This window comes from Streptomyces sp. NPDC020731 (genome assembly GCF_044334705.1).
GTDB lineage: Bacteria > Actinomycetota > Actinomycetes > Streptomycetales > Streptomycetaceae > Streptomyces.
In genome coordinates this window covers 349,378-362,934 of sequence record NZ_JBIRTN010000001.1, presented here as the reverse complement: position 1 = coordinate 362,934, position 13,557 = coordinate 349,378, and the positions used below count along the sequence as shown (strand labels likewise).

General features: G+C 73.1%; 12 protein-coding genes. 6 read left to right on the top strand and 6 right to left on the bottom strand.

Features of this window, described 5'->3' with window-relative positions:
* Positions 1-10 precede the first annotated feature (10 nt).
* Positions 11-1,654 carry a hypothetical protein gene (locus ACH4VX_RS01655; protein ID WP_398365018.1) on the top strand — a complete coding sequence of 548 codons (1,644 nt, stop codon included), beginning with the start codon at positions 11-13 and terminating at the stop codon, positions 1,652-1,654.
* Here ACH4VX_RS01655 and ACH4VX_RS01650 read toward each other — a convergent pair.
* Positions 1,608-3,659 carry a bifunctional glycosyltransferase 87/phosphatase PAP2 family protein gene (locus ACH4VX_RS01650; protein ID WP_398365016.1) on the bottom strand — a complete coding sequence of 684 codons (2,052 nt, stop codon included), beginning with the start codon at positions 3,657-3,659 and terminating at the stop codon, positions 1,608-1,610. The genes ACH4VX_RS01655 and ACH4VX_RS01650 overlap by 47 nt on opposite strands.
* A 393-nt stretch (positions 3,660-4,052) precedes the next feature.
* Between ACH4VX_RS01650 and proP the strand changes: the two genes are divergently transcribed.
* Positions 4,053-5,477 carry a glycine betaine/L-proline transporter ProP gene (gene proP, locus ACH4VX_RS01645; protein ID WP_398365014.1) on the top strand — a complete coding sequence of 475 codons (1,425 nt, stop codon included), beginning with the start codon at positions 4,053-4,055 and terminating at the stop codon, positions 5,475-5,477.
* Positions 5,478-5,556: 79 nt separating this feature from the next.
* Positions 5,557-6,234: an O-methyltransferase gene (locus tag ACH4VX_RS01640; protein ID WP_398365013.1), complete on the top strand. Its 678-nt coding sequence runs from the start codon at positions 5,557-5,559 to the stop codon at positions 6,232-6,234.
* A gap of 41 nt (positions 6,235-6,275) precedes the next feature.
* Here the strand turns inward: ACH4VX_RS01640 and ACH4VX_RS01635 are convergent, their stop codons facing one another.
* Positions 6,276-6,668: a hypothetical protein gene (locus ACH4VX_RS01635; protein ID WP_398365011.1), complete on the bottom strand. Its 393-nt coding sequence runs from the start codon at positions 6,666-6,668 to the stop codon at positions 6,276-6,278.
* Positions 6,669-6,769: 101 nt separating this feature from the next.
* Here ACH4VX_RS01635 and ACH4VX_RS01630 point away from each other — a divergent pair, with 101 nt between their 5' ends.
* A complete protein-coding gene (locus ACH4VX_RS01630; protein WP_398365009.1) occupies positions 6,770-7,192 on the top strand; it encodes a DUF1992 domain-containing protein in 423 nt (140 codons plus the stop codon).
* On the opposite strand, the gene ACH4VX_RS01625 is transcribed toward ACH4VX_RS01630, so the two are convergent.
* Positions 7,181-7,876 carry a hypothetical protein gene (locus ACH4VX_RS01625; RefSeq protein ID WP_398365008.1) on the bottom strand — a complete coding sequence of 232 codons (696 nt, stop codon included), beginning with the start codon at positions 7,874-7,876 and terminating at the stop codon, positions 7,181-7,183. The two genes, ACH4VX_RS01630 and ACH4VX_RS01625, sit on opposite strands and share 12 nt — an antisense overlap.
* A gap of 3 nt (positions 7,877-7,879) precedes the next feature.
* Positions 7,880-8,551: a hypothetical protein gene (locus ACH4VX_RS01620; RefSeq protein ID WP_398365006.1), complete on the bottom strand. Its 672-nt coding sequence runs from the start codon at positions 8,549-8,551 to the stop codon at positions 7,880-7,882.
* Positions 8,552-8,709: 158 nt separating this feature from the next.
* Between ACH4VX_RS01620 and ACH4VX_RS01615 the strand changes: the two genes are divergently transcribed.
* The gene (locus ACH4VX_RS01615) at positions 8,710-9,201 is read left to right on the top strand and encodes a GNAT family N-acetyltransferase (RefSeq protein ID WP_398365004.1); all 492 of its coding nucleotides are present in this window, start codon (positions 8,710-8,712) and stop codon (positions 9,199-9,201) included.
* A gap of 9 nt (positions 9,202-9,210) precedes the next feature.
* Here the strand turns inward: ACH4VX_RS01615 and ACH4VX_RS01610 are convergent, their stop codons facing one another.
* Entirely contained in the window at positions 9,211-11,301 is a 2,091-nt protein-coding gene (locus tag ACH4VX_RS01610) for a DHA2 family efflux MFS transporter permease subunit (protein WP_398365002.1), read from the bottom strand.
* 161 nt (positions 11,302-11,462) lie between these two features.
* On the opposite strand from ACH4VX_RS01610, the gene ACH4VX_RS01605 reads away from it, so the two are divergent.
* Entirely contained in the window at positions 11,463-12,563 is a 1,101-nt protein-coding gene (locus ACH4VX_RS01605; RefSeq protein WP_398365001.1) for a peptidoglycan-binding protein, read from the top strand.
* 137 nt (positions 12,564-12,700) lie between these two features.
* On the opposite strand, the gene ACH4VX_RS01600 is transcribed toward ACH4VX_RS01605, so the two are convergent.
* Positions 12,701-13,363, bottom strand: a complete 663-nt coding sequence (locus ACH4VX_RS01600) for an HAD family hydrolase (RefSeq protein WP_398364999.1) — start codon at positions 13,361-13,363, stop codon at positions 12,701-12,703.
* Positions 13,364-13,557: the final 194 nt, after the last annotated feature.

Below are 13,557 nucleotides of genomic sequence, written 5' to 3'. Positions count from 1 at the left end.
CTACGAGATCGTGCCCCCTGCCGACCTCACCCTGATCCAGCACGCGGACACGGCCCTTGAGCGGATTCACCCCCTCCGCACCCTCTGCCGACGTCATCGCGTCCCTCTCCTCGCCACCCTCCCCGTCCTCCCCCTCTACGCCCTCTGGTGGGCCTTCCTCGCCACCGGCGGCGGTGATCTCGCCGCTCAGGACGCCTGGGCCGGCTTCGTGACCGAGCACGGGAGTTCGGCGTACAACCTGTTCTGGTACGGCGGGATGCACACCGCCAACTACAGCCTCGTCTCCCCTTACCTGATGGCCGCCTTCGGGGTACGTGCCCTCACCGTCGCGTCCGGGGTCGCCGCCACCTGGCTCGCGGCCGTCCTCGTGCAGCGCGCCCAACGGCGAAGACCCCTCGCTCCCGCCCTGCTCGCCTCCCTCGCGCTCTGGTGCAACGTCGCCTCCGGCCGGACCACCTTCGCCCTCGGGGTCGCCCTCGGGCTCGCCGCATGCCTCTTCCTCCCCCGGCAGAAACGTCTCGCCCTCTCCCTCACCGGCGCCTACGCCGCCCTGGCCACCATGGCGTCCCCGGTCGCCGGGCTGTTCCTCGCCGTCGTCGGGGCCGGGTACCTGCTCAACCGGCAGCCGGCTCGCGCCACGGCCCTGCTCCTCCCGCCCGCCCTTGTCGTCGGGGCGACCAGCGTCCTCTTCCCCTTCCACGGCGAGCAGCTCATGCTCGCGCCCCGAATATGGCCGCCCGTGCTGCTCGGGCTCGCCGTCGCCGCGCTCGCCCCGCCCTCCTGGCGGGTGGCCCGCCGGAGCGGGGTCGTCTACGCCGCCGGGACCGTGCTCACGTATCTCGTCCCGTCCCCCATCGGCACGAACGTCGAGCGGTTCGCCGAGTACGCCGCACCCGTCGCCCTCCTCACCGCGCTGCTCGCGCAGCCGCGGTTGCGCGTCCTGCGCCGCACTCTCCTCGTCGCCGCGCTCGTCTTCTCCGTCGGCTGGACGGGCAAGAAGACCGTCGACGATCTCGCGGTCTCCACGACCGTGCCTGCCTGGGCCGCGCACACCCACGGCGTCGTCGAGGCCCTCGAAGGGCTCGGCGCCGACCGGTCCCGGGTCGAGGTCGTGCCCGCGCGCAATCACCGGGAGGCCTCCGCGCTCGCGCCCCACCTCCATCTCGCCCGCGGCTGGAACCGGCAGCTCGACGTGGAGCGGGGCCGGCTGTTCTACGACGGGTCCTTCTCCGCCGCGTCCTACCGGGAGTGGCTGGACCGGTGGGCGGTCGGGTTCGTCGTACTGCCGAACGGCAAGCCCGACGGGTTCGCCGAGGAGGAGGCCCGGCTGATCCGCGACAGCCGTACCCGCCCCGACTGGCTGCTGCCCGTCTGGCACGACGCCCACTGGCGGGTGTTCCGCGTCCGCGACGCCGTACCGCTCGTCTCCGCCCCCGGGACCGTCGTCCGGACCTCCGGCGCCGACCTGGTGCTCCGCGTGTCCCGGCCGGGTGCGGTGACCGTGCGGGTCGCCTGGTCGCCCTGGCTGCGCAGCGACGACGGCGGCTGCCTGAGCCGCCACGGCGAGTTCGCCCGGCTCACGGTGTCCGCACCCGGCGAGTACCGGATCAGCTCGGAGTACGGTCCTTCACCGGCGCCGCCGGCTCGCTGCTGAGCTCGGCGGCGGCCACGACCGTACGGGCGCGCGGGCCCTGGAGCAGGTACGTCAGTCCGAAGCCGGCGCCGACGACGACCGCGCCGCCGACCGCGTCCAGCACCCAGTGGTTGCCGGTGGCGACGATCGCGGAGGCCGTGAACAGGGGGTGCAACAGGCCCAGCGCCCTCATCCACGGCTTCGGCGCGATGATCGCGATCACCAGTCCGCACCACAGGGACCAGCCGAAGTGCAGGGACGGCATCGCCGCGTACTGGTTGGTGAGGTGGGTGAGGGTGCCGTAGTCGGGCTTGGAGAAGTCCTGGACGCCGTGGACCGTGTCGATGATGCCGAGGCCGGACATCAGGCGGGGCGGGGCGAGCGGGTAGAGCCAGAAGCCGACCAGGGCGAGCAGGGTGGCGAAGCCGAGGGCCGAGCGGGCCCAGCGGTAGTCGACGGGGCGGCGCCAGTAGAGCAGGCCGAGGACGGTCAGCGGGACGACGAAGTGGAACGACGTGTAGTAGAAGTCGAAGAACTCCCGCAGCCGGCCGATCTTCACCACGGCGTGGTTGACGGCGTGCTCGATGTCGATGTGGAGCAGGCGTTCGAGGTCGAGGATCTGCTGTCCGTGTTCCTCGGCGCGGGCGCGGCCCGCCGAGTTGCTGCCGCCGGTCGCGGCGAGGCGGACCTTGGCGTACGCGGCGTAGGTGACGCGGATCAGCAGGAGCTCGAGCAGGAGGTTCGGGCGGATGAGCACCCGGCGCAGGAACGGCAGCAGGGGGACGAACGCGAAGCGGGCCGGGACGGGTGGGGCGTACCGGGTCGGGACCGGTGCCTGGAAGTACGGCGAGGCGCGGGAGAGGAAGGGGGCCGCGACGGCGGCGGCCAGGGCGGCCAGGAGGACGACGTTGTCGCGCAGCGGGTACAGGAAGGCCATGTTCGGCAGCAGCATCTTCGCCGGCAGCGTCATCACCAGGATGACGGCGACGGGCCACACCAGCCGGTCACGGGCGCGTCCGCCCACCCTGCCGACCACGGCGAGCAGCACCCACAGCAGCTGGTGCTGCCATGCGGTGGGGGAGACGGCGATGGCGGCGCAGCCGGTGACGGCGACCGCGAGCAGTAACTGGCCGTCGTGGGCGTAGCGCACCGCGCGGCGCAGGGCGAGGACCACGACCGCGGCGCCGAGCAGCAGGAAGAGGCCGGTCTCCGGCGGGCCCTCGAAACCGAGGCGGAGCAGGGCGCCGTGCAGGGACTGGTTGGCGAGGTCGTCGGCGGGGCCGCCGAGGCCGGTGCCCGCCAGGTGGTGCACCCAGTAGGTGTGGGAGTCGTGCGGCATCGCGGCCCAGGCGAGTGCGGTGGCCGCGGTGAAGGTGACGCCCGTGGCGGCGGCGGTCCGGCGGCGGCCGGTGAACCACAGCAGTGGGGCGAAGAGGAGGAGGGTGGGCTGGAGGGCGGCGGCGACGCCGATCAGTACGCCGCCGGCGCGCCGGCCGTGGGCGACGAAGCAGCCCAGCAGGACGAGCAGGACCGGGATGACGCTGGTCTGGCCGAGCCAGAGGGTGTTGCGCACCGGCAGGGACAGCATGAGCAGGCTGATGGCGACGGGCCCGGCGAGGAGCGCGGTGCGGCGGCCGACCGGCTGGGGCAGGGCACGGGCGGCGATCAGCCCGAGGGCGACGACCAGGAGCAGGGTGCCGAAGGTCCAGCCCCAGCCGAGGGCCTGTTCGGCGGGGTGGGTGAGGGGTTTGAGGACGAGCCCGCCGAAGGGGGTGCCGGTGAACCGGCCGGAGTCGTAGAGGGAGCCACTGACGTGCAGGACGCCCTCGGGGCCCACCCAGGTCTCCAGGGCGGTCAGCCGTTCTCCGCTCGGTGTGGTGAGGACGACGGCGACCTGACGTACGGCGAGGACGGCGGCCAGCAGCCACAGGACCAGGCGCTCGGCGCGCAGCCGTGCCCGGGTGCCGCCGCCCGCTGTCGTCCCGAGTGCCTCCGCCGTTCGCCCACTGTGCTCCGCGTTCGCCACGCCTCGCCGACCTCCCGCCCCGTTTCACCCCGCGCGTCCCGTGCGTGGGGATTCGCTCCGCGAACCCCGTGAGGCTCGCACCACCCCTGGACAGGGACGCGGGAAACCGCGGCCTCACCTGACGGCCCTCTCACTTTTGTCCGGATGACGATAGTCCGTGGAGGATCGCGCTGCTTGCGGGCGACGCGAGAAGGATCACAACGAGCCACCGGGCGGGGTGTCCCGGCGCGGGGTCGCACTCCTGCGTACACCGCATTTACATGCAGTATGCAGCTATTCGCGTACCGCCCGTAACGGGACCAACGGCGCCTATCGTCGTTTCCTTCGGCCCGCCCGACAGCGCCGCCGCGCGGACCCGCCCCTGTTCCCGTCGAAAGGTAGGCGAGCGACGTTTTGACCACTGTCACGGTCACCGCTCCCCCGTCCCCGCGGAAGTCCTCGCCGAAGTCCGGCGCCGCACACACCTCCGCCCCCACCGTCACCGACCCCGCGCTCGTCCGGCGCGCCGTGAAGGCGGCGGCGCTCGGCAACGCGATGGAATGGTTCGACTTCGGTGTCTACAGCTACATCGCGGTCACCCTGGGCAAGGTCTTCTTCCCCTCGGGCAACCCCACCGCCCAGCTGCTCTCCACGTTCGGCGCCTTCGCCGCGGCCTTCCTGGTCCGCCCGCTCGGCGGCATGGTCTTCGGCCCGCTCGGCGACCGCGTGGGACGGCAGAAGGTCCTCGCCGTCACGATGATCATGATGGCGGCGGGCACCTTCGCCATCGGCCTCATCCCCTCCTACGCCGCGATCGGCGTGGGCGCCCCGATCCTGCTGCTGGCCGCCCGTCTGGTGCAGGGTTTCTCCACCGGCGGCGAGTACGCCGGAGCGTCCACCTTCATCGCCGAGTACGCCCCCGACAAGCGGCGCGGCTTCCTCGGCAGCTGGCTGGAGTTCGGCACCCTCGCCGGGTACATCGGCGGCGCGGGCCTGGTCACCCTGATGACCGCGCTGCTCTCCTCGGACGACCTGCTCTCCTGGGGCTGGCGCGTGCCGTTCCTGATCGCCGGCCCGATGGGCATCATCGGCCTCTACCTGCGGATGCGCCTGGAGGAGACCCCGGCGTTCGCGGCCGAGGTCGCCAAGGCCGAGAGCGAGCGCCCGAAGGTGCCGCTGCGGGAGATGGTGACCGGCCAGTGGCGCGCGCTGCTGCTGTGCGTGGGCCTGGTGCTGGTCTTCAACGTCACCGACTACATGCTGCTGTCGTACATGCCGAGCTACCTCACCAGTGAGCTGGGCTACGACGCCACGCACGGCCTGGTCGTGGTGCTCGGCGTGATGGTGCTGATGATGATCGTCCAGCCGTTCGCCGGCGCGCTGACCGACCGGGTCGGCCGCCGTCCGGTGATCGCGGCCGGCTGCGCCGGGTTCCTCGTGCTGTCCGTGCCGGCGCTGCTGCTGATCCGCGACGGCGGCCTGCTCGCGGTCGCCGCCGGCATGGGCGCGCTCGGCCTGCTCCTCGTCTGCTTCACCGCCGCCATGCCGTCCGCGCTGCCCGCGCTGTTCCCGACCCGGGTGCGCTACGGCTCGCTGTCGATCGGCTTCAACGTCTCGGTGTCCCTGTTCGGCGGCACCACCCCGCTGGTGGTCACGGCCCTGATCGGCGCGACCGGCGACATGATGATGCCCGCCTACTACATGATGGCGGCGGCCGTGATCGGCGGTTTCGCGGTGTGGCGCATGGCCGAGTCGGCGGGCCGCCCGCTGCCGGGTTCGGCGCCGTCGCTGGAGGCCGGGACGGCCGGGACGGCCGGGACACACCGGGAGAACGCCTGACGGGGAGCGGAGGCGCGGCGTATCTTCGTCAGCGGCACCGGTTGGACAGGCTGACCAGCCGTACGGAAGGTACAGGGGCATGAGCGAGTCGCAGCTCTGGCACAGGGTGGACGGCTACTTCACCGGCCGTCTCCTGCCCGATGCCCCCGACGACGCCCTGGCGGCCGCCCTGCGCGACAGCGACGCCGCCGGCCTCCCGCCGATCGCCGTCTCACCTCTCCAGGGCAAGCTGCTCCAGCTCCTCGCGCAGCTGCAGGGTGCCAGGCACATCCTGGAGATCGGCACGCTCGGCGGTTACAGCACCATCTGGCTGGGCCGCGCCCTCCCCGCCGACGGACGGCTGATCTCCCTGGAGTACGACCCCGGGCACGCCGAGGTCGCCGTCCGCAACATCGCCCGCGCGGGACTCGACAAGCAGGTCGAGGTACGCGTGGGCGCGGCGCTGGAGTCGCTGCCCCGGCTGGCCGACGAGAACCCGCCGCCGTTCGACGTGGTCTTCATCGACGCCGACAAGGCGAACAACCCGCACTACATGGAGTGGGCGCTCAGACTGACCAGCACGGGCAGCCTGATCGTCCTCGACAACGTGGTGCGGGGCGGCCGGGTGGCCGACCCGGACAACACCGACCCGGACGTGCTGGGTACCCGCGCCGCCCTCGACCTGATCGGCAGCCACCCCCGGCTGAGCGGTACGGCGATCCAGACGGTCGGCACCAAGGAGTACGACGGCTTCGCGCTGGCCCGGGTGCTGGCCTGAGCCCTGCGCTCCCCGCCTCGTGGTCCTACAACCTCGTGGTCCTACACCTCGTGGTAGAAGCCCACGTTGACGCTGCGCGGGGCGGTGCGGTCCTGGATGACGACCTCGCCGCTGCCGCCCCGGGGCAGCGCGACGGTGCCGCCGTAGGCGACCGGGTGGGTGTGCCCGCCGATGGTCAGCCGCACCTCGGAGGACGGGTCGGGCAGGGAGCCGCGCAGCCAGCTCAGCTGCCAGGCCCCGTCCGGCGCGCACTGGAACTCCAGGTGGACGCGCGAGACGAACAGCCAGTCGTCCGGCGTCGAGAGCCGGCACAGGGACTTGTCCCGGCCCACCCGCAGCACGGTGCCCGGCTCGCTGGGCGCGTCGGCCATGAGCATGCCGGCCGTGGCGCCCGCTTCCGCCGCGGACACCGCGGCCATGGTGAGTTCGAGCACGTGGGCTCCTCCTGAGACGTCCTGACGGACCGGAGAGGCCCGGCCCAGCTGCCGCCGAATGATAAAACGCCCGGCTCGACGGCGTCCGGCACAATGGCCTCATGACCGAGCGAAAGCCACCTGGCGTCGACTTCGAGAGCTGGGTCGACAAGCAGATTCGTGATGCCGAGGCGCGCGGGGAGTTCGAGCAGCTGGCGGGGGTGGGCAAGCCGCTCCCCCGCGAGGTCGAGACCGCCTACGACGAACTGTGGTGGGTCAAGCGGAAGATGGCCCGCGAGGGCTTCTCGGTGCTGCCGCCGGCGTTGGCCCTGCGCAAGGAGGCCGAGGACGCGCTGGAGGCGGCCCTCGCGGCGCCCTCGGAGCGGATCGTCCGGAAGATCCTCACGGAGATCAACGCGAAGATCAGCGACATGATGTTCAAGCCGCCGCCCGGCCCCCCGCTGGGCAAGAAGCCGTACGACGTCGAGGACGTCGTACGGCAGTGGCGGGAGCGCCGGGCGGCGGCGGACGGCTCAGACGTGTAGCAGCCGTTCCGCCAGCTCGCGGTAGTCCCGCAGGGCGAGCCGCAGCTGCTCGGTGTCGGTCGCCGCCGCGGTCCTGCCCTCACCGGCGCCGTCGGTCTGCCAGGACCGCCGCAGGGTGCGGCGCCGCTCGGTCACCGCGTCCGTGAAGCGCTCGGTGAGCTCCTGCAGTGCGCGATCGGCCTCCTGTACGGCGTCCCGCGGCGCGTCGACGAAGCCGGCCACGGCGTGCTGCAACTGCGCCGTGAGCTTGTCGGTGTCGTCGAGCCGGAGGAGACGGGCGGGGGCCCGGTCACCGTCGTGGTGGGTGCCGGTGCCCGCGGGCGTCCGCTCGGCGCCGCCATGGTGGGTGCCCGTGCCCGCGGGCGTCCGCTCGGCGCCATCGTGATGGGTGCCCGTGCCCGCGGGCGTCCGGTCGGCGCCATCGTGATGGGTGCCCGTGCCCGCGGGCGTCCGGTCGGCGCCATCGTGATGGGTGCCCGTGCCCGCGGGGGCGGTGTCGCCGGGCCGCGGGTGCGCGGCGACCAGCGGGCTCTCGCCGTCGGGGGCCGGGGCGGTGCGGCCGGTTCCCTCACGGGTGCCGGAGTCCCGGGTGCCGGGGTCCGGGGCGTCGCTCCGGACGCCAGGGGTGGTGCGGGGCCCCCCGACGGGCGGGATGTCGCCGGGGCGTCGGCTCGTGTCGGTCATCGCTCAGCTCTCCTTCGCCTGGTGCCGGTGGAACAACGACGGCGTGCGGTGGCCGCGTTCGGCGGCCGGGGACGTGCGGTCACGGTCCGCACCGGCGCGGTGGTGTCCGGCCTCGTGCCGGGACGGCCGCACCAGTTCCTCGAACAGCGCACGGGCCTCGACGACGGCCTCGCGCATCTCCTCGGTGCCCGCACCACCGTCGCGCGCGCCGTTCGCGCGGGCCTGCGCCACCCGGTGCACGCGCCGGTAGCCCTCGACATGGTGGGCGTGGTGCACGGACAGCGCGGCGAGCTGGTCCTCGTAGTGCCCGTCGGCGGGGAAGCCCCGCGCGGCGGCGAGTTCGGCGATCAGCCGGTCCGCCTCGGCGACCGCGTCCCGCGGCGCGTCGACGAACCGCTCCTGGACCGCCGTCCAGCGCGCCTCGTACCCCTCCCGCTCGGCGGGCTCCAACGACCGTACGCGCAGGTCGCCGTGGCGCTCCACGCGCTCGGCGAGCTCCCGCTCGGCGGCCTTGGTGTCTCCGTCGTGCCGGGCGACGGCACGGTCGTACTCGGGTCCGAAGCGCCGCTTCAGGCCGGTGCCGTGCCGCGGGCCGCGGGCGCGCAGGGTCAGCACGGCCGCGACGACAGCGACCGCAACAATCACGATCAACGCAATGATCAGGCCAGTGGACATGAATGCCTTCCGGGTTCTCGGCCCAACCGGCACTCCTCGCGAGCCGGTTCGTCTTCCGGGTTGCCCGAAGGTTCACGCACAAACAGTTCGGGGCCGTAACGGTCCGCCACGGCTTATTCGCTTGCGTGCCCGCCGGAGGGTCCGCCGAGAATGCGGGCATGGTGTGGACCGTGGCCCCCGAACCGTACGACTCCTCCGTCGCCGCCGCACTGTGGCGGGCGTACTGCACGGAGGTCAGTGACCGCTGGTACCTGCTGCACGAGGGGCGGCGGACCGATCCCGAGGAGCTGGAGCGGGAGATCGCCGCCACGTCGGGGGCCGACCTCGCGCCGCCGAAGGGCCGGCTGCTGGTCGCGCGGTACGCGGGTGAGCCGGCCGGCTCCGCGGGCATCCGGCTGCGGGCCGGCGCGACCGCCGAACTGACCCGGGTGTTCCTGTACACGGGCATGCGGGGCAGGGGCGGGGCGGCGCTGCTGGTACGGGCCGCCGAGGACGCGGCCCGTGCCTCGGGTGCCACCCGGATGGTCCTGGACACGCGCGGGGACCTCGTCGAGGCCCGTGCGCTGTACGCCCGGCTCGGCTACGCGGAGACCGAGCCGCACAACGCCGACCCGTACGCCGAGCACTGGTTCGCCAAGGAGCTGGGCTGAGGACGCGTCTCAGCCGGTCCGGGTCACCGCCCGTTCGTCGTGCGGGCGTTCGTCCCGGGAGCCGCACAGCTCGTCGTTCAGGTCGTGCACCAGCCGTACCAGGTCGGTCGGGCGGTCCGGCCCCCACCAGTCGCCGAGCAGCTCGGCCAGCGACTCCTCGCGGGCCCGCGCCAGCCGCTCCGTCACCTCGCGCCCCTCGTCGGTGAGCACCATGTCGAGGCCCCGGCGCACTGCGAGGTGCCGTATCTCGGCCTGGCGGGCGGCCTCGAGGACGATGTTCAGCGGGACGGGGCTGCGTTCGGCGAGCAGGGCCGGTTCCACCGAGCCGTGTTTCCTGATCCGCAGCAGCAGCCAGCTCGTCGCGGGCAGCAGGTCGTAGCCCGCGCGGTCGGTGACCTTCCGGTAGATCTCGCGGCGCCCCTCACGGGTGCCGAGCACCGACAGCGCGCGGCACACCTCGTCGTACGAGGACCGCTCCACGGGGTTGCTGGCGAGCGTCTCGGTGACGTCGGGCGCGGTGACCGAGGCGCGCAGCCGGTCCTCCTTGAGGAACCAGGCCAGCGCGAAGCCGAGGAGGGCGATGGGCACGGCGTACAGGAAGACGTCGGTGATGGCGGTGGCGTACGCGTCGACCGCCGGTGGGCGCAGGGCGGGCGGCAGGCCGGCGATGCCGCGCGGGTCGGCCTCCAGGGAGTCGGCGGAGACGCCGGGCGGGAGCCGCGCCCCCCGGAAGGCGTCGGTGAGCTCGTGGCCCAGACGGCTCGCGAAGATCGTGCCGAAGATGGCGACGCCGAACGAGGCGCCGATGGAACGGAAGAAGGTCGCGCCGGAGGTGGCGACGCCGAGGTCCTCGTAGGGGACGGCGTTCTGCACGATCAGCACCAGGACCTGCATCACCAGGCCGAGTCCGAGGCCGAAGACGAAGAAGTACGCGCTCATCTCGGCGGTGGAGCTGTGTGCGTCGAGCTGGTGGAGCAGCAGCAGTCCGAGGGTGGTGACGGCGGTGCCCGCGATCGGGAACACCTTCCAGCGGCCGGTGCGGCTGACGATCTGCCCGGAGCCGGTGGAGGACAGCAGCATGCCGGCCACCATCGGCAGCATGTGCACGCCGGACATGGTCGGGGTGATGCCGTGGACCACCTGGAGGAAGGTCGGCAGATAGGTCATCGCGCCGAACATGGCGAAGCCGATGATGAAGCTGATCACGGCGGAGAGCGTGAACGTGCGCACCCGGAACAGCTTCAGCGGCAGCACCGGCTCGGCGGCCCGCCGTTCCACCGCCACGAAGGCCACGGCGAGGAGCACGCCGAGCACCGCGAGCCCGATGACCTGCGGCGAGGCCCAGTCCCAGGTGGTGCCGCCGAGGGAGGCGACCAGCACCAGGCAGGTGGCGACGGAGGCGATGAGGAAGGTGCCGAGGTAGTCGATGACGTGCTTGGTCCGCCGGCGCGGGATGTGCAGCACCGCCGCGATCACGGCGAGCGCGACGATCCCGACGGGCAGGTTGATGTAGAACACCCAGCGCCAGCTCAGGTGCTCGGTGAACAGTCCGCCGAGCAGGGGTCCGAGGACGCTCGTCGTGCCGAACACCGCACCGAACAGGCCCTGGTAGCGGCCGCGTTCGCGAGGCGGCACGAGGTCGCCGACGATCGCCATCGACAGCACGATCAGCCCGCCGCCGCCCAGTCCCTGGAGCGCGCGGAACGCGATCAGCTGGGGCATGTCCTGCGCCGCGCCGCACAGCGCGGAGCCCACCAGGAAGATCACGATGGCGGTCTGGAAGAGCTTCTTGCGCCCGTACTGGTCGCCGAGCTTGCCCCACAGCGGGGTCGCGGCGGTCGAGGCCAGCAGATACGCGGTGACCACCCAGGACAGATGCTCCAGGCCGCCCAGTTCGCTGACGATGGTGGGCAGCGCGGTGGCGACGATGGTCTGGTCGAGGGCGGCGAGCAGCAGGCCGAGCAGCAGGGCGCCGATCGAGACCATGACGTTCTTGGACACGTGCTCCCGGTCACCGGGGTCACGGTCGGGCGGCCCGGCGCCGGGTGCCGGCCCCTTGTTGCTCGCCTTCGGCGCCGTACGGTGCGCGTCCCCGGCCATGAAGACCTCCACAGAATCCTGGTTCCACCGTCCATCGTGATCGGTGTGACCCGTTATGGCCTGTTGAGTCCTTCCGGAAGTCCATATTCCGGGGGCGCGCGGACGGAGCTGTGAAGAAGATCTGCATAATCTCTGGAGTTCGCGAGGGGAGGGACGAACACATGGAACAACCGAACGGAAACCCGTGCCCGGAGTGCGGTGCGCCCAGGAACAGCGACAACACGCCGTCGTGCGCCTGCACCCTGCGTGCGTCCGACGCCCTTCGCGACGCCCGTACGGCGGAGGCCGCCGCCGCGGAGGACTTCGATCCGCTGCGCATACGGCCGTACGTCGAGCTGGACGGCGGGACCGGGCAGGGTGCGCCGGACGGGCCGGCGGAGGCCACGGGCACGCCGGAGCCGTCCGCTCCGTCCGCTCCGTCCACGGGTGGGCCCGGCGCCTCGGGGGCGGTCGACGAGACCATGACCCTGCGCGCCGTCCCGTCGGAGGCGGCGCCCGGCACGGCGGACCCGACGTCCGTCCTCCCGACGCCGCTGGCACCCGGGACGGCCCGGCCGAACGCCACCGATCTGCATCTGTTCGACACCACGCAGCCCCTCGCGGCCGTCCCCGCCGCGTCCGGTCCGGACGGCACCGACGAGGCACCGCCGCGCCGGCGCCGCCGCGGGGTGCTGTTCGCGGTCGCCGGGGCCGTGGTCGCCGTGGTGGGGGCGGCGGGGTGGGCGAGCGGAGTGTTCTCCTACGAGACGCCGTCCCGGGACGGCGCGGCGCCGGAGGACGTCAGGGCGAGCGTCCCGGACGCGTCGCCCGCCGCGCCCTCCGCGGAGCCAACGACCGGTGCGTCCTCCGCCGCGCCGTCGTCGTCCGCCTCCCCGTCCGCCTCCCCGTCGGCGAGCGCGAGCGCGTCGGCCTCCCCGTCGGCGTCGGCGTCCACCGCCTCGGCGAGCCCGTCGGGGTCCGCCGAACCGTCCTCGACCCCGACGACCACGGCGCCGGCCGACCCCGCCGAGGACACGGAGGAGGAGGACCCCGGCGACACCGGCCCTGCGCTGAGCCGCGGCGACCGCGGCTCGGAGGTCACGGAACTCCAGCAGCGCCTGCACCAGCTGTACCTCTACAACGACGAGATCAACGGCCAGTTCAACCGCCGCGTGGAGGAGTCCCTGCGCAACTACCAGTGGTCCCGGGGCCTCCAGGACGAACTGGGCGTGTACGGCCCCCGGACGCGGGCCCGCCTGGAATCGGAGACCCAGGAGCCCTGACGGGCGGGCGCCGGCGCCCCGGGGCGCTCCCGGCCGCGCACCGTGGAACTCTCCGTGGAAGTGTCATGTTTCGCGGCTCCACGACCCGGCTCCGCACGATGCGCCGGCAGCCCCCCGCAGGGGGCCGGGCCCCTGCCCTACTCCGTGATGTGCAGCCGGATCGTGCCGTCGGCCGCGGCCTCCACCCGTACCTGGGTCAGATCCCGTACGACCGCGTCCGGACCGTGGAAGCCGGCCCGGGGGCCGATGCCCACCACCCGCATCCCGGCCGCGCGGCCCGCGGTTATGCCCGCGCCGGAGTCCTCGAAGACCACGCAGTCGGCCGGGTCGACGCCCAGTTCCGCCGCGCCCTTCAGGAAGCCCTCCGGGTCGGGCTTGCTCGCACCGACGGACTCCGCCGTCACCCGCACGTCGGGCCGCTCCAGCCCGGCGGCGGCCATCCGCGCCGTCGACAGGGCGACGTCGGCGGAGGTCACGAGCGCGTGCGGCAGCCCCTTCAGGGAGGCGAGGAACGCGCGGGCGCCCGGCACCTCGACGACGCCCCCGGTGTCCGCGGTCTCCTCGGCGAGCATGCGGGCGTTGTCCGCGTGGTTCTGCTCCATCGGGCGGTCGGGCAGCAGCAGGGCCATCGAGGCGTATCCCTGGCGCCCGTGCACGACCTTCATGACCTCGTCGCCGTCGAGCCCGTTCCGGTCGGCCCAGCGCCGCCAGACGCGTTCGACGGAGGCGTCCGAGTTGACGAGGGTGCCGTCCATGTCCAGCAGGAGGGCGCGGGCGGTGAGTACGGCGGTGGCCGTCATCGGCAGCTCCAAGGCGCGGAGGAGGGGCTTCGGGTGGTGACCCGGGGGACAGAGTGACCCCGCCCGCCGGTCAGGGAGAACGGGCGGGAGCCACTTTGTTCATCCACGGTACAAAACAAACCCGGCATCCCGCCACCTCCTTCGCCGACCGTTCACGAACGCTTCGGCCCGCCGTTGCCGCGAAAGGCCCGCGC